Annotated in this window: 14 protein-coding genes; 2 read left to right on the top strand and 12 right to left on the bottom strand. The window is 58.0% G+C overall.

Annotated features, from left to right (window positions below):
- Position 1: 1 nt before the first annotated feature.
- The 9 genes from ACP15V_RS11400 to ACP15V_RS11360 form a co-directional block, all read right to left on the bottom strand.
- A complete protein-coding gene (locus ACP15V_RS11400) occupies positions 2 to 667 on the bottom strand; it encodes a hypothetical protein (RefSeq protein WP_424943800.1) in 666 nt (221 codons plus the stop codon).
- On the bottom strand, positions 657 to 1,853 hold the full coding sequence (locus tag ACP15V_RS11395; RefSeq protein ID WP_424943799.1) for a Gfo/Idh/MocA family protein: 1,197 nt from the start codon (positions 1,851 to 1,853) through the stop codon (positions 657 to 659). Before ACP15V_RS11395 ends, ACP15V_RS11400 begins: the two co-directional genes overlap by 11 nt.
- Positions 1,843 to 2,679, bottom strand: coding sequence for a citryl-CoA lyase (locus ACP15V_RS11390; protein WP_424943798.1), 837 nt, complete (start codon positions 2,677 to 2,679; stop codon positions 1,843 to 1,845). Before ACP15V_RS11390 ends, ACP15V_RS11395 begins: the two co-directional genes overlap by 11 nt.
- Complete coding sequence (locus ACP15V_RS11385; protein WP_424943797.1) at positions 2,676 to 3,536, bottom strand: shikimate dehydrogenase; 861 nt, start codon at positions 3,534 to 3,536, stop codon at positions 2,676 to 2,678. Before ACP15V_RS11385 ends, ACP15V_RS11390 begins: the two co-directional genes overlap by 4 nt.
- Entirely contained in the window at positions 3,533 to 5,419 is a 1,887-nt protein-coding gene (locus ACP15V_RS11380) for a bifunctional sugar phosphate isomerase/epimerase/4-hydroxyphenylpyruvate dioxygenase family protein (RefSeq protein ID WP_424943796.1), read from the bottom strand. Before ACP15V_RS11380 ends, ACP15V_RS11385 begins: the two co-directional genes overlap by 4 nt.
- Positions 5,419 to 6,714 carry a TRAP transporter large permease gene (locus ACP15V_RS11375; protein WP_424943795.1) on the bottom strand — a complete coding sequence of 432 codons (1,296 nt, stop codon included), beginning with the start codon at positions 6,712 to 6,714 and terminating at the stop codon, positions 5,419 to 5,421. Before ACP15V_RS11375 ends, ACP15V_RS11380 begins: the two co-directional genes overlap by 1 nt.
- Positions 6,711 to 7,286 (bottom strand): TRAP transporter small permease, encoded by a 576-nt coding sequence (locus ACP15V_RS11370; RefSeq protein ID WP_424943794.1) that lies wholly within the window; start codon positions 7,284 to 7,286, stop codon positions 6,711 to 6,713. Before ACP15V_RS11370 ends, ACP15V_RS11375 begins: the two co-directional genes overlap by 4 nt.
- Positions 7,287 to 7,313: 27 nt before the next feature.
- Entirely contained in the window at positions 7,314 to 8,324 is a 1,011-nt protein-coding gene (gene dctP, locus ACP15V_RS11365) for a TRAP transporter substrate-binding protein DctP (RefSeq protein ID WP_424943793.1), read from the bottom strand.
- 95 nt (positions 8,325 to 8,419) lie between these two features.
- Positions 8,420 to 9,592 carry a Gfo/Idh/MocA family protein gene (locus ACP15V_RS11360; RefSeq protein WP_424943792.1) on the bottom strand — a complete coding sequence of 391 codons (1,173 nt, stop codon included), beginning with the start codon at positions 9,590 to 9,592 and terminating at the stop codon, positions 8,420 to 8,422.
- A 113-nt stretch (positions 9,593 to 9,705) separates the two neighbouring features.
- On the opposite strand from ACP15V_RS11360, the gene ACP15V_RS11355 reads away from it, so the two are divergent.
- A complete protein-coding gene (locus ACP15V_RS11355; RefSeq protein WP_424943791.1) occupies positions 9,706 to 10,359 on the top strand; it encodes a GntR family transcriptional regulator in 654 nt (217 codons plus the stop codon).
- A gap of 210 nt (positions 10,360 to 10,569) precedes the next feature.
- Positions 10,570 to 10,896: a hypothetical protein gene (locus tag ACP15V_RS11350; protein WP_424943790.1), complete on the top strand. Its 327-nt coding sequence runs from the start codon at positions 10,570 to 10,572 to the stop codon at positions 10,894 to 10,896.
- A gap of 236 nt (positions 10,897 to 11,132) precedes the next feature.
- On the opposite strand, the gene gyrB is transcribed toward ACP15V_RS11350, so the two are convergent.
- From gyrB to recF, 3 genes are all read right to left on the bottom strand, one after another.
- Positions 11,133 to 13,550: a DNA topoisomerase (ATP-hydrolyzing) subunit B gene (gene gyrB, locus ACP15V_RS11345; RefSeq protein WP_424943789.1), complete on the bottom strand. Its 2,418-nt coding sequence runs from the start codon at positions 13,548 to 13,550 to the stop codon at positions 11,133 to 11,135.
- Positions 13,551 to 13,695: 145 nt separating this feature from the next.
- Positions 13,696 to 14,112 carry a VOC family protein gene (locus tag ACP15V_RS11340; protein ID WP_424943788.1) on the bottom strand — a complete coding sequence of 139 codons (417 nt, stop codon included), beginning with the start codon at positions 14,110 to 14,112 and terminating at the stop codon, positions 13,696 to 13,698.
- Complete coding sequence (recF, locus tag ACP15V_RS11335; RefSeq protein WP_424943787.1) at positions 14,109 to 15,224, bottom strand: DNA replication/repair protein RecF; 1,116 nt, start codon at positions 15,222 to 15,224, stop codon at positions 14,109 to 14,111. The genes ACP15V_RS11340 and recF overlap by 4 nt, the downstream gene beginning before the upstream one ends.
- Positions 15,225 to 15,226 lie beyond the last annotated feature (2 nt).

Here is a 15,226-nt window from a genome sequence, read left to right as displayed (position 1 = left end):
TTTATCCTCCCAGTTTCGGGATCTCTGCCCCTTCAGGCAGAATTTCCAGCGCCATAAAGATGCTGGGCGTGGTCGTTTCATATTGGTGCCAGGGATAGTTGCCCTGGTCGTCATACATCGGGCGATGGGTCATACCCGGCGCCATCGGTTCTTCCAGATAAAGAGTGGCCGGGTCGCATTCGCGGCATTGCTGCATCTTGCCGAACCCGACGATCTGCGTGTGCACTTCGCGAAAACCCGGAACCGGGCAGAACGGGTGGTCCTTGTGCAGACCGACGTTCAACGGCACTGAGGCCGAATGATAGATGGTCAGGCCGATATTGCCGACGAAGACCTTGGGCGACATATAATGTTCCACCCCGCGCAAACGATCTTCGCCGCGCACCTGAAATGCCGAGGGCCAGCGTTTGCGCACCTCCGCACAAAGGGCGGCGTCATCGCCATGGGCGTCAAAGCGCTCCACAACAATCGCGCGGTCCACATCGTGCAAAGTGACATTTGCAAAGATAGCCGATTGCAGCGGCGCCAAGCTCTGCCCCTCAATCCGAATGGGTCGGTCAGCGACATTCAGCACAATCACGCGATCCGTGACCTCATATTGGGCCTCTTCCGTGACGTGGCACATCCCAAAAAACGGCTCGGCAATGGTGACGGTTTCAATGGGCATTGGCGGCCTCTTGTGTATTGGTGGTTTCACTGGCGGGAAAGGCTTCGGGAAGCGGTTCAGGCACAGAGCACGTGCTGTCGATGCGCTGATACAGCCCTTCGCGGGGCGCACGGGCGATAGCATCCATAACTTCGAACACATGAAACGATAGTTCGCCACTGGCTCTCACGGGCCGGTTGTCCCGCACCGCAAGGGCCAGATCGAGCAGCCCCAGCCCCCGGCTGTTTTCATTAAATCCGTGGCGGTTTTCGACCACCTGCCAATCCTCGCGACCCGTGGGACGGGGTTGGTGCGTCCAGCGCGAGGTCTCGCGCGTGCGCAGCCAGACCGGACCGTGAAAATCATTGGCCCCATGCACCGGATCCGGATCGGGGATCGAGATCACGCCGTCCTCGCCATAGATCTCGAACCGAGGGGTTTCACTGTCCCAGACATCGAAACTCATGATCATGGACCCAATGGCCCCGTTTTCAAACTCGATCAGGCTCAGAGAATGGGTGTCGACCTGAACCTCCATCCATTCGCCATTGCGGGGGCCGTTTTCGATCTGGCGTCGATCAAAGGCGCGGTTTGCCATGCCGGCCACCCGCGCAACCGGGCCAAGGCAGAACACCATGGCGGTCAGGTAATAGGGGCCAAGGTCCAAAAGCGGACCACCGCCTGCCTGGTAATAGAAGTCCGGGTTCGGGTGGTGCCGTTCCGTGCCATGCGTGCCCACATGCGCAAACACCCCGGTCGGACGGCCAATTGCCCCTTCGTCGATCAACCGCCGGACCGTCTGCCAACGCCCGCCCAGAAACGTGTCAGGCGCATTGCCCAGCTTCAGTCCACGGGCCTTGGCCAAGGTCAGGAGCTCGCGCCCTTCGTCCATATCCGTCACAAAGGGTTTTTCCGAATAGACATGTTTGCCCGCCAAAAGCGCCCGCCGGGTGATATCGGCGTGGGCCGCCGGAATGGTCAGGTTGAGGATACAGTCGATCTGGGGATCGGTGATCACCTCCTCCACCGTCGCGGCACGCGTAATGTCATGTTGCGCAGCCTTCGCCCGGCTTTCTTCCAGATCAAGGCTGGCACAGGCCACCACCTCAATCTGTGGGAATTTCGCAAGTGTTGTCAGATAGATGTCACTTATACGGCCACATCCAACAAGGCCGACCCGGAAGGTTTTCGGTATCTCACCGGTCATCTTCTTTCGCTTCATATAGTGGGAGGTATTCTGGGGGCATCGGCCCCTTGTTGCGCCCGCCCTGCCCCATCTGTTCCCAGCCATGGGCCAGAACACCAACGGAACGGGATAGGCAGAAAAGGCCGCGCGACAGCGGCGCGGGAAAACCAAGTTCACAGAAGATCACCGCGGTTGCCCCGTCGATATTCATCGCGATTGGGCGCCCGCCCCGCTGGCGGCCCAGCTCGGCCTGCACGGCCTCACCAATCTCGGCAAACTTGCCGGACACTGTGCCCTTGGCAGCCGCCTCGCGCACCAGATCCATCAGGCGGGGCGCACGGGGATCAACCGGTTTATGGAAGCGATGACCAAAGCCCGAGACGATCTTGCCATGCTCAGCGCGCCAGGCATCCAGCCCATCCCGCACAGCTTGATCAAGCTCAGCGCCCTCGTCCATCAGGGCAGCAATGCCATAGTAAAGCTCGGCGCATTGTTCACCGGCCCCACCATGCACATCACCCAACATGTTCACAGCAGTGGCCATCACGTTGTTCAGCCCGACCCCACAGGTCGCCGCCATACGTGCGGCGGCAATGGAGGGGGCCTGTGGTCCGTGATCCACCCCTGCCACCAGAGCGGCTTCAAACAGGGCGGCTTGGTCGGGAGTGGGCATCTCGCCGGCGACCATTAGCCAGATCATCTGCGGGAAAGAGACAGTGCCGATCAGATCTTGGATGGGATGGCCGCGAAAGGCGATTTTGCCGGGCTCCATGTCGATGATTGAGGTGCGCCACCATTGACGGACCTTGTCGGCATCTGTGCGGGTTTCTGTGGAAGACTGGGTCATGCAGGCACCTCTTCGCCATTCGGCACAAGCCGTTCAAAGCTTTCATGCATCCGGTCGGGGGACGCGGTTCTGCCAGTCAGCAGATGGAAAGCCGCAGCGGCCTGATAGATCGCCATGCCGGATCCATCCATTGTCCTAAGCCGCAGGTTTTTGGCGTGTTTGAGCAGTGCAGTTTGCCGGGGGAAATAGACGATGTCCGCCACCCAGCCGCCGGGTGGCAGACTTCTGGGATCCAGTGCCATGCCGGGATGCCCCGTCATTCCCATCGGTGTGGCGTTAACGATGCCGCTCATCTGCTCAAATGGGGCGTCTGCCACGGCATCAATGACACCCACCGCAACGCGTGGCCGCGCTTTTGTCAGGCGGGATTTCAGATCTTCCGCCTTGCCGTGATCCTGATCAAAAATGAACAGCGACTCTGTCCCCTGATCGATCAACGCAAGCGCCACTGCGCCACCTGCTCCACCAGCCCCTGCGATCAATGTGCGGCTGATGGGTGCATGGGGCAGCCCACGCCGCAGGGCAGATCGGAAGCCGACGTAATCGGTGTTATGGCCGATCCGGCGACCGCCCTGAAACAGCACCGTGTTCACGGCCTCCAACAGCCGCGCGGTGTCGGACAGATCATCCATGACCTCGGCCGCCTGCGATTTGAACGGGTGGGTGACATTCACCCCAGCCATGCCCTGATCCTGTGCCAAATCCAAAAGCGCGGTCAGGCTTTGCCCCGCATAGGGCGCGGTGGCAGTGTCAAAGCGCATATAGTCATAATCAAACCCCTGTGCGCGGGCCTCAGCCATATGCATATCGGGCGTCAACGACCCCGAAATGCCCTGTCCGATCAATGCGGCTTTCATGTTCTTGGTATCCCTGCTGGGCGTTGGTGCTTCATTTGTGCGGCCAGTCGCGCCGACGCGTTTCGCGCGCCATATCCGGCATAGCCACGGCGGCGTTCGACAATTTCAAAGAAGAACCCGTTGAAAATTGGCTGGCTGTAGATCTGGAAATATTCTGCCCCGTCTGCCCGGTCATAAAGCATGTTGGCTGCACGAAGGCGCGCGACCAACTCGTCCTCCAGGCCAAACTGCGCCTGTAGATCGTCATAGTAGTTGGGTGAAATCTCCAGCCGCGCAAATCCGTTTTCGCGCAACCGATCTGAAGTCTCGAAAATGTCATCAGTCAGAAAAGCAATATGCTGCACACCAGCCCCAAAACGGTCGGCAAGGAAGGAGGCAGCAAAGGTGCGTCGCCCTTCTGCGCCATTGAGGTTAAGGCGCACTTCCCCTTCCGGGCTTTCAATCGCCTGACTGTGCACGACACCCGACGGGTCAGCGACATCGACAATCGGCGATTTCGCCATTTCGAAGGTCGAGATGTAGTAAAGCAACCAGCTCTGCATCTCTTCATAGCGCATGGTCTGGGCCAGATGGTCGATCCGGCGCAACCCGGCAGGCGGCGTGGCCTTGGTCTTGGCAACCGGTTCAAATTCGATGTCCCAGACCCGGTGCAGATCGGATTTTTCATCAATGAAATGCACCACATTGCCGCCCACGCCCCGCACAGCGGGAATGTCCAATTCTCCGGTGCCAACAGGTTGTGAAAACTGCGGTGTGCCAAGGGCGGTGGCGCGTTTCACAGTCTGATCCGCATCTTTTACTCGCAACCCCATGTCACAGACCGATGGTCCGTGACCGAGAAAGGCGGAATGGGCAAACCCCTCTTTTTCGGTATTCACGACAATGTTGATGCCGCCCTGCCGCCACAGCTCCACCGATTTGGACACATGGCGACGCTCCATGCGGAAACAGAGCGCAGAGAGCAGATCGGTCAGTTCCTTGCCGCTTTTGTCATCCGCCGCGAACTCGATAAACTCAAACCCTGATGTGTCAACGCGAGGCGGAAGATCAGGGATGTCAAATGTCAGGTCCGGATCATGACGCGACACCTCGTCCAGCAAATTCACAAGCGAACGGTAGCCATCCAGTGCAAGGGTGCGCCCACCCGGTCGGGGGCTGTGTTCGTTCACACGCGCAATGGACCATGGACCGTTATATCCTGCCCGGGCCAGCACTTTGACAAAACCTGACAGATTCAGCGCGCCCTGCCCCGGCAACAAGCCGAAATGGCGTTTCAACCCGCGAATGTCCCCCAATGCGCGCGGGGCATCAGAAAGCTGCACATGAAACAGGTGCTTGCCGGGAACATGGCGCATCTGAGCGGGTTTGGTGCCATCGGCCAATGAGAAATAGCTGTTCAGGGCCAACCCGAAATGCGGATTGCCCACGGCCTGCACCAAAGACAGCGCCTGATCATCAGACTGAACATGCCCGGCCCAGGGCAGCGCGATATAAGCCAACCGCACGCCATTTTCAGCGGCCATTTCAGCGGCTTGCGACAGATCATCGGCGACCTGCTCCATGTCGGAACACTCCGCCGCAGAGGCCGCGACAAGAAGCATATCCGTGCCCAATGCGCGCACCAGTTCAAGTTTGCGGGCAAGCCGTTCAAAAGCTTGCCTGCGAGCATCCCCTTGCCAACCTTCCAGATCGTGAAAGGGCTTCAAGAGGTTGATGGATAGCCCCAGATCCTGAACCCGTGTTGCGAGATCAGCCGCAGATCCATGAAACCCGGTGAAATCCGGCTCATGCAATTCGACAGAGGTGAACCCTGCATCCGCGATGGCCTCAAGCTTGGCTTCGAGATCACCGGGGATGGAAGTTGTTGAAATGGATAGTGTCATCAGCCTTGGTATCCAAAGAGCCTCGGCAGCCACAGGATCATGTCAGGCAACAGCATCATCGCGATGAGCGCCAGAACCAGCACAATCAGGAAGGCCCAGATCTCGGCGATGATTTCGCGCAGCGGGATGTCAGTCACGGCATTGATGACAAAGAGCAGGATCCCATAGGGCGGCGTAATCAAACCAATCATCGAGTTCACCACCACCAGCACACCAAAGTGAACAAGGTCGATGCCCAATGCCTCGCAAGTTGGGATGAACAGCGGGACGATCACCAAGATAATCGTGGTCGCATCCAGCACACAGCCCAGCGCCAGGATCAGGACATTCACCATGATCAGGAACATGATCGGGCTGATGTCCGACCCTTCCAGCATGGCGGAAATCGCTTGCGGGATCTGTTCCTGGATCACGATGAAATTCAGGATGAAGGCACCACCGATCACAATCCCGACCGAAGCCGAGGACCGGGCGCTGTCAACAAACACCCGATAAAGATTGCCCAGTGAAATGGCGCGGTAGAACATGAACGCCAGCATCAGGGCGTAGAACGCGGCGACGGCGGCGGCTTCGGTTGGCGTGGTCACGCCGCCGTAAATTCCGTAAAGCAGGATCGCGGGCATCAGCAGTGCCGGGAAGGCATTTGCGGTCTTCTTGGGCAGTTCACGCAGTGGCACCGGCGCTTCCAAAGCAAAGTTGCGCTTGCGGGCCAGATAGCCGTTTATGCCCATCAACACGGCCCCCATGATCAGACCCGGCAAGATGCCTGCCAGGAACAGCGACCCAATCGACGCTTTGGACACCAGCGCATAGAGCACCATGGGAATAGACGGCGGAATGATCGGGCCGATTGTGGCCGTGGCCGCGGTGATCGCCGCGGCATAGCCACGCGGATAACGGTCACCTTTGGTCATCATCTCAATGATGATTTTGCCTATGCCAGCCGCATCCGCAACCGCAGACCCGGACATGCCCGAAAAGATAAGGGACGCCACGACGTTGACGTGCCCAAGACCACCTTTGAAACGGCCAACGGCGGCCACGCAGAAGTTCAAAAGCCGGTCGGTGATAGACCCGGCATTCATGATATTGGCAGCCACGATAAACAGCGGCACGGCCAGCAGAATCGTGCTGCGATAGAACCCCTGAAGGATCTTTTCACCCGCCAAAGCGACATCAAGGCCCGCGACACCAAGGTAGACAACAGAGGCCAGCAGGATCGAATATCCGATCGGCGTGCCAATCCCTGCCAGGAAGAAGAGGGTGACAAGTAGGGAAATCAGCTCAAAGCTCATTTATCTGTGTCCTCTTCTGTATCCTCGGCTGCGTCGGCAACCTCCGCTTCGTGTATGGCATCGACGGCCAGCTCAAGCTCGGTTTTGGGGGGACCATTTCGCAGCACATCTATAAACAGCCAGGCGTAGCGTATGGCGATGGCGACGATGAAAACTCCGTAGATCGAGAAGACATCGCGCAGCGGTATCTTGTTGCCCGTGAACGGGTTGCGCACGGTCGAGGTCTTTCGGATTTTCATCCAGTCGATGTAATCCAAGGTCGGCAACAGCGTGTAGAGCATGCCAACAACCAAAGCGACGGCGGAGATGAGCGCAAAGACCCGGCGGACGGGTTTGCTGACCGACAGGTAAATGATATCGAATTTTACTTGATCCTGTTCGCGCACCACAAAGGCGCAGCTGAAGAAGATCACCCAGACCCAGAGAATGCCGATCAGCTCCAACGTCCAGCCCGCAGGCGTGAACAGGTAGCGTAGGGCAATCTGTAACAGGAAGGTCAGGAAGATTGCTGCCAGCATGCCGCCAGCAATCGCTTCTGCAAGACGGGAGAACCACTTGAATGCTTTCTCCATAGTCGTTCTCCCTCTTGTCAGGTTGGCTTAGTTGCCCAGTGCGTTGATCTTCTCAAGCACGCCCTCGGGCCAAGCTTCGGCAAACTCCGAACCGACATACTGAGCCTGCACGTGGGTGCGGAAAGCATTCAGATCCGGCTCGTAGATTTCAAGTCCCTGCTCCTCTAGGAATGAAACAAGGCTTTCTTCAAGCTCCAGCTGTTTCTGGCGACCGCTTTCGGCGGCAGCGTCAGCAGCTTTCTGAACGGTTGCCTGCTGGTCGGCAGTCATGCCGTCCCATACCGCCTTTGAGATGGCGATGTAGTTCAGGTCAACCAAGTGCGAGGTCAGAATGATTTGCTTCGTCACTTCGTACAGCTTCTTGTCCACGACGGTCGGCAGCGGGTTGTCTTGGCCGTCTACGGCGCCAGTCGACAGACCGGTATAGACTTCCGAGAACGCCATCGGGGTCGGCGCGGCACCCAGAGCGGCACCCAGGAACTGCCATGCATCGGTGCCCGGCATACGCAGGTTTACACCGGCCAGATCTTCTGGCTTCATGACGGTCAGCTCGTCTTTCGACTGACGCAGGTTCACCTGACGACGGCCCAGATACATGACCGACAGCAGCTTGATGCCCAGTTCGTCTTCAACAGTCGCCTTGAACGGATCCATCAGAGGATCGTTGAACACGGCAACCTGGTGGGCAGCATCCTGATGGACATAACCGGTCGCGAAGATCGAGAACTCGGGGAAGAACTGTGCCAGTTCCTGTGCCGAAGCGATCGACATCTCAAGGTTCCCGCGCGAGATCGCGTCAAGCTCGGTGCCTTGGGCAAAGATGGTGCCGTTATAGCTGGGCTGATAATCGGCAAACTCGGCGACCATCGGGCCAAAGACTTCGGCCATGGCAACCGAGCGTTGGTCGGTTTCAGACCCGGATGTGGCCAGACGCAGCTGGATTTTGTCAGCGGCAAGGCTGGCGCCCGAGGCCCCGGCCAAGACGCCGGCGGCGACGAGTGCGGACAGTGCTGCCCGGCGGGTGAAATTGGTGATCATGGTTCTCCTCCCTGAGATCAATGCGTGATCAGCTCGATAGTTACTTTGCCTGATTTTGATATTTTTGCAATATTTTTTGCAAAATATCTGATATTTTATTCTACAGCCTGCTTTTCCTTCGAAAACTCAAGCATTTGAGTGCCCGGTATTTGCACAGCTTCTCCGCTGGCACAGGCCTGTTGAATGGCTTCAATGACTTGCAAGGTCAGTAATCCTTCGGTTCCAGAAACCAGTGGCGCTTCTTCCCGACGAACAACACGGGCAAAATGCGCCATTTGATTTACCAATGGATCCGAAGCCCCCCGCGTGAGAGATGTTGCTGAGATTGGCGTCCACCAATCCTGCGCCCCGCCTTGATGTGTCCAGAGGCGCAGATCCGGCACCGAAAGCGATCCGTGAGAGCCCCCGATCATATAACAGCTTTCCGGTGTTGGCGGGTAAATCGGATACTCGCGTGAAGTCAGCTCCCAGCTCCAGGGCGACACGATGCTGTCGGACACGGTGATGGTTCCGATTGCCCCGTTTTCAAAGCGCAAAACCGCTGCGGCCACATCTTCGTTTTCAAATCCACGTGCGGATGGGGCGGCCTGTGCCTGCACCGAAACCACCTCACCGCAGAGATAACGGATCAGGTCCACATCATGCACGAGGTTGACCGAAATCGGCCCTGCCCCCAGCTTCTTGCGCCAGGGTGCCACCTCAAAGTAGTCATCAGGCTTATAAAACCAGCAGTTCACGTGCACTGCTCGCACATCCCCGATCTCACCACCCGACACGGCCTCATAGGCCTTACGGATCAACGGATTGTGGCGGCGATGGTGCCCCACCAAAAGCGGAACACTGTTTTCCTCAGCCTGAACGACGAGTTTTGCCGCTTCCTGAGCAGAGGTTCCCAAGGGCTTCTCCACCAGAACCGGGCAAGATTGGGCGACACATTCCAATGCCTGGGACACATGAAGAGGGGTCGGCGTGGCCAGAACGACCCCATCCGGGGACTGGTTCTGAAAGAGCTCTCGCAAAGTATCATAGCAAGGCAACCCGCGCTCAATGGCAAATTGGCGCGCATCATCACCAGGATCGACCACTGCGCAAAGCGCTACATCCTTTAGCTGATCTATGGCCGCAACATGCCGCCTTCCCACCAGACCCGCGCCAGCAATTGCGATTTGTATCGTATGTTTCAACTCTGTTCCCCTGGGTAGATACCCTGTGCCGATTCTCACTTGGCAGGCTGACCCCGCCGTTGGAATCACCGTAACGGTAAACACAGTTACTGGCAATAATATCTGATATTTTTAATTTTGACTGATTTATTGTATGATTGTTGCCAACACACTGGCATGATAAATGCATGGTATACTCAAAATCATCGGACAGAATGATGACCCAACAAACCGCCACCATCGGATCCAGCACCTACCAGCGGATCAAACACGACATCATCTTTGGCCTGCTGGAACCTGGGTCAAAGCTGAAGCTCGACACACTCAAGACGCGCTATGAGACCAGCAACTCGACACTTCGCGAAACACTGAACCGTTTGTCCAGCGAAGGTTTTGTCGAAAGCCCCGCCCAACGCGGGTTCTATGTTACGCCGGTGTCGCGTGAAGATCTTGTTGAAGTGGCCGAATTGCGTGTTTTGCTGGAATGTCATGCATTGGAGCTGTCAATTGCGAATGGAGACACCGATTGGGAAGGTAATCTTGTGGCTGCGCACCACAAGCTGCACCTTATGGAACAGCGTATGCAATCCGGCGACCAGTCCGACAAGGAAATGTGGAAACGGTATGACTGGGAGTTCCATTTGGCCATGATCGAAGCCTGCAATTCCAAAAACCTTCTGTCTCTGCACGCGATTCTCTATGATAAATATCTGCGGTATCAGAACCTTGTCTTGACCTATCGCGGCGAAGAAGCCGTGCAAGAGCATAAGGAAATGTTCAACGCTGCTTTGGCGCGAGATGCACAAAAAGCGAAAGACCTGTTGGAATTACACATTCGGAACGGCCTGACCCACACGCTCGCTGCTATGTGATTTGATTTGTTGCGAAGCGAGGGACCATTTCGTTTTCATCACCACGATCTGACGAGTAATGATGCCTGAGCTAATGTGGCAATCCGAACCAGTGCTCCTCTACTCGTGGTGCCAACGACCTTTTCGCCACAGATTGTTCCCGACGCAGTGCGGTTCCTACCCTGCCCGCACTGCAACTCATCCCTCGTCCGCTGCGTCGAAACCGAGAAGATGGAGTTCGACCGTCTTTGGTTGGATTGTGCGGAATGTAACGAGGAGATCCATCATGAAGATGCCTTCATTCTCGCTCTCAGTGAACTGGTAGAAAGTCAGTCCTATGTGGCTGCCAAGAAGGGCGAGATGCCATTCGTAACAACTTGCCCGGAGTGTGACCGGATGTCTTGGAGCCGCTGGGACCGGAAATGCATTTTCTGCAACGAGGGAATGCAAACCTGCGGTTTCTGTGGAACAGAGTGCGATCCCGAAGATTTCAATTCTCTGGATCGATACTGCTCGTCCTGTTCTCACGGCATGCAGAAGGCAATGAAGGATGACTGAATATCGTAACCGCGAAGGCTGCAGAGAAGGCTGACCTCAACAGCCAGAATTCGGACAATTATGGCAGTGCCAACAATGCTGACATCGACGTTCGCCAATTCTTCAGATTTTGGCGAATTTCGGGGCATTTTCGTGCCTGTCCCGAAACTCGCCAAAACTCAGCAAAACGAACGACTTTGGGTGTCTCGCGAAAACTTATGGGTGTCGCGAACGATTATGGGGCATCCTACACCCGATCAGAAATCCAGGTTTTCGACCGAAAGTGCGTTTTGTTGGATGAACTCGCGGCGCGGTTCCACCACATCACCCATCAGCTTGGTAAAGATGTCGTCAGCATCGGCAAGGTCATCCACCTTCACCTGCAGCAGTGTCCGTGCCTCGTGGTCCAGCGTGGTTTCCCAAAGCTGATCCGGGTTCATCTCGCCCAGCCCCTTATAGCGTTGCAGGGTCAAGCCTTTTTCGCCTTCTGCCAGAACGGCGTTCAGCAGGTCAATCGGCCCCTGAACCAGGATCTCACGCTCTTTTCGCGACATTTTTGCGCTGTCTTTATAGATATCACGCGTCTCCATCGACACTTCGGACAGTCGCCGCGCCTCGCCAGAGCGAAGAACCGCCCCATCCAAAGTACGGATCTCTTCCACGCCGCGCAGCACGCGGGCCAGACGAATGCCGTGATCCTGGGTGATCCGGCCTTGCCAGCCGCGTTCATACTCCACCGCCACTTTGTCCAGACGCGCGGCCACATCATCGGCGACACGCTGCAGATCCGCATCGGCCCGACCCGGATCAAAGGCCCCGGCCAGCGCGGCCTGTTCCAGGATATTGCGCGGATAATGGGTTGGGAACGCATCAAGTATGCGCTTGAAATTGCGCGCCCCGTCAACGACGCGGGCCAGATCAGCGCCGGCAATTTCTTCACCCGACGGCAGACGCAAGACGGTGCCGTCAATGCCCTGATCAATCAGGTAATCTTCCAGCGCGGTCTGGTCTTTCACATAGACCTCGGACTTGCCGCGCGACACTTTGTACAGCGGCGGCTGGGCGATGTAGAGGTATCCGCCTTCGATCAATTCCGGCATTTGACGGAAGAAGAAGGTGAGCAGCAACGTGCGAATATGCGCGCCATCCACATCCGCATCGGTCATGATGACGATCTTGTGGTAACGCAGTTTCGAGATGTCGAATTCATCGCGGCCAATGCCGGTGCCCAGCGCGGTGATCAGCGTGCCGATTTCCTGCGAGCTGAGCATCCGGTCAAACCGTGCCCGTTCCACGTTCAGGATCTTACCGCGCAGCGGCAGCACGGCCTGGTCATGACGCGACCGCCCCTGTTTGGCGGACCCGCCTGCCGAGTCACCCTCGACGAGGAACAGTTCGCGTTTCGCCGGATCTTTCTCCTGACAATCCGCGAGCTTGCCGGGCAGCGACGCCACATCCAGCGAAGATTTCTTGCGCGTCATTTCGCGCGCCTTGCGGGCCGCTTCGCGGGCCAAAGCGGCCTCGACAATCTTGCCAACAATCATGCGGGCGATCTGCGGGTTTTCGTCAAACCATTCCTGCAGCTTCTCGTTCATCAACCCTTCAACCGCCGGGCGCACCTCGGATGACACCAGCTTGTCTTTGGTTTGTGAACTGAACTTCGGATCCGGTACTTTCACCGACAACACGCAGGTCAGACCTTCGCGCGCATCATCGCCCGTAAAGTTCACCTTTTCCTTTTTCGCCAACCCGGACGAGTTCGCATACAGGTTCAGCGTACGGGTCAGCGCGCCGCGGAAGCCCGCAAGGTGCGTGCCGCCATCGCGCTGCGGGATGTTGTTGGTAAAGGGCAGCACGTTTTCATGGTAGCCATCATTCCACCACATCGCGACTTCGACCCCGATCCCGTCCTTTTCACCGGTGACGAAAATCGGGTCCTCCATCAACGGCGTCTTGTGACGGTCGAGATATTTCACGAACTCTTTCACGCCACCATCATAATGCATTTCCGAATGCAGCTTTTCGGCGGGGCGTTCATCTTCGATGATGATGCGCACGCCGGAGTTCAGGAAAGACAGCTCGCGCAGGCGGTTTTCCAGGGTCTTGAACTGATAATCAAGGTTCGAGAACGTGTCGGTCGAGGCCAGGAACCGCACTTCGGTCCCGGTGCGATCGCCGCAATCGCCCACCACCTTCAGATGCTCGGCAGTTTCGCCGCGTTCAAAGCGCGCCACATGTTCTTTGCCATTGCGCCAGATGCGCAGCTCCAGCCAGTCAGAGAGCGCATTCACAACGGACACCCCCACCCCGTGCAAGCCGCCCGACACCTTATAGGAGTTGCTGTCGAATTTCCCGCCCGCGTGCAGCTGGGTCATGATCACCTCGGCCGCGGATACGCCTTCTTCCGGGTGCATATCCACCGGAATGCCGCGCCCGTTGTCCGAAACAGAAACCGAATTGTCGGCGTGAATGGTGACGGTCACGGCGTCCGCATGGCCGGCCAGCGCCTCGTCAATGCCATTGTCCACCACCTCGTAGACCATGTGGTGCAGACCGGACCCATCGTCGGTGTCCCCGATATACATGCCAGGGCGCTTGCGAACCGCCTCCAACCCCTTGAGAACCTTAATGGAATCTGCGCCGTATTCGGCGTTGTTTTGCGCGTCGTCAGCCATGTGGGCCTTCCTGTTATTGGTTCCCCCAAACATAGGTGTTTTCGGGGGTAATGTCACCTATCCGACACAAGATTTGGTGTCAAATGGGCACGGGGCCAGCGGCATTCTGCGCAGCCCCGTCACGCGGTCTCTGAATAGTTGATTTTCAGATCAGTTGGCCATCTGCGTCGAGGTCCCAAAACGGGTTGAAGGCAAATTCCCACAAGTGACCATCCGGGTCGGCAACATAGCCGGAATACCCGCCCCAATCGGTTTTTGTGGGTTTGGTGACCGCCGTGGCCCCGGCGCGTATCGCCTTGTCAAAGGCCGCATCCACGTCGGCCTCTGATGGGTAATTCTGCGCCAGCGTCATCGCGCCATTGCCCAACGCGTCCAACGGACGCCCCGTTTCGCGCGCCAGTCCTTCGAGCGTGAAAAAGCCAAACTTCATCCCGTTCATGTCGAAAAACGCCACGTCTGGCAGCACAGCGGAAGGCTCCCACCCTAAGGCCTGGTAATAGGTGCAGGAGCGTTCGATGCTCTCCACCCCCAGGGTGATCAGTGTCACTCGGTTTTGTTTCATGGGGTCACCTCCGTTACCTGTGAATTCCCGCCATCATCGCAGATCTCGTAATGTGCGGCCCGCGCGCCCAGCTCGGTGAACAGCTCCGGCCCGGTGCCGGTCATGAAAGCCTGCGCGCCAAGGGCACAGATCTCGTCATACAGCGCCGCGCGACGCCCGGCATCCAGATGCGCCGCGACCTCATCGAGCAAATAGATCGGTGGCGCCCCGAAATCGCGCGCCAGGGCCCGGCCATTGGCAAGGATCAACGAGACCAAAAGCGCCTTTTGCTCGCCGGTCGAACAATCGCGCGCTGCCACGCCTTTGGCGGTATAGATCGCGCCAAGATCGGACCGGTGCGGGCCAACCAAAGTCCGCCCCGCCGCAAGATCTCGTGGGCGGCTTTCGGAAAGCGCCGTTGCCAGCTCGTCTTCCGTCGCGGGGGCCAGCACCTCCTCCGCCTGCGTCAACGACAGCTCCGCCACCGGGAACTCTGTTTCCGCGCTGGCCTGTGCGTCCTGCAGCAGGGCAATGGCGTTCAACCGGTTGGCGTGGATCGCAGTGCCAGAGGCCGCCATCTGCGCCTCGACCGCCCGATACCAATGCGCGTCACGCTGCCCGTCTTTGAGCAACCGGTTGCGTTCGCGCATCGCCTTTTCATACGCCAACACCGCATCGGCATGAGAGGGGGTGAAACTGAGCGTCAGCCGATCCAGAAAGCGGCGGCGGCCCTCGGCCCCCTCAACCCACAGCCGATCCATCACCGGCACCAACCACACCACACGGGTGATCCGCCCCAAAGTGACCTGCGTCGCCACCTTGCCATCAATCCGCACCTGGCGCCCCTGGCCGGGTTCCACCCAGGTGTCCACCTCGTGCCTCTGGCCAAGGCTTTTCAGAATGGCGGAAATCTTCCAGCCCACCTGTTCGGGCTTGCGGATCATCTCGTCCATGGTCGCCCGGCGCAGCCCGCGCCCCGGGGACAGCATGGAAATCGCTTCGAGGATATTGGTCTTGCCCGCGCCATTGGCGCCATGCAGCACCACGGGCCGCCCGTCCAGAGACAGGCGCGCCCGCTTGTGGCTGCGGAAATGGCTGAGGGTCAGCTCTTCAAGGGCCAGCGGGCTGGTCACGC

Source organism: Aliiroseovarius crassostreae (assembly GCF_049803815.1).
GTDB classification, from domain to species: domain Bacteria; phylum Pseudomonadota; class Alphaproteobacteria; order Rhodobacterales; family Rhodobacteraceae; genus Aliiroseovarius; species Aliiroseovarius crassostreae_A.
This window is presented reverse-complemented; position numbering and strand designations above follow the sequence as displayed.

Bases quoted from the DNA above. Each gene is read 5' to 3' on its own strand.
- ACP15V_RS11400 (WP_424943800.1), bottom strand. From the start codon at position 667: ATGCCCATTGAAACCGTCACCATTGCCGAGCCGTTTTTTGGGATGTGC.
- ACP15V_RS11395 (WP_424943799.1), bottom strand. From the start codon at position 1,853: ATGACCGGTGAGATACCGAAAACCTTCCGGGTCGGCCTTGTTGGATGT.
- ACP15V_RS11390 (WP_424943798.1), bottom strand. From the start codon at position 2,679: ATGACCCAGTCTTCCACAGAAACCCGCACAGATGCCGACAAGGTCCGT.
- ACP15V_RS11385 (WP_424943797.1), bottom strand. From the start codon at position 3,536: ATGAAAGCCGCATTGATCGGACAGGGCATTTCGGGGTCGTTGACGCCC.
- ACP15V_RS11380 (WP_424943796.1), bottom strand. From the start codon at position 5,419: ATGACACTATCCATTTCAACAACTTCCATCCCCGGTGATCTCGAAGCC.
- ACP15V_RS11375 (WP_424943795.1), bottom strand. From the start codon at position 6,714: ATGAGCTTTGAGCTGATTTCCCTACTTGTCACCCTCTTCTTCCTGGCA.
- ACP15V_RS11370 (WP_424943794.1), bottom strand. From the start codon at position 7,286: ATGGAGAAAGCATTCAAGTGGTTCTCCCGTCTTGCAGAAGCGATTGCT.
- dctP (WP_424943793.1), bottom strand. From the start codon at position 8,324: ATGATCACCAATTTCACCCGCCGGGCAGCACTGTCCGCACTCGTCGCC.
- ACP15V_RS11355 (WP_424943791.1), top strand. From the start codon at position 9,706: ATGACCCAACAAACCGCCACCATCGGATCCAGCACCTACCAGCGGATC.
- ACP15V_RS11350 (WP_424943790.1), top strand. From the start codon at position 10,570: ATGGAGTTCGACCGTCTTTGGTTGGATTGTGCGGAATGTAACGAGGAG.
- gyrB (WP_424943789.1), bottom strand. From the start codon at position 13,550: ATGGCTGACGACGCGCAAAACAACGCCGAATACGGCGCAGATTCCATT.
- ACP15V_RS11340 (WP_424943788.1), bottom strand. From the start codon at position 14,112: ATGAAACAAAACCGAGTGACACTGATCACCCTGGGGGTGGAGAGCATC.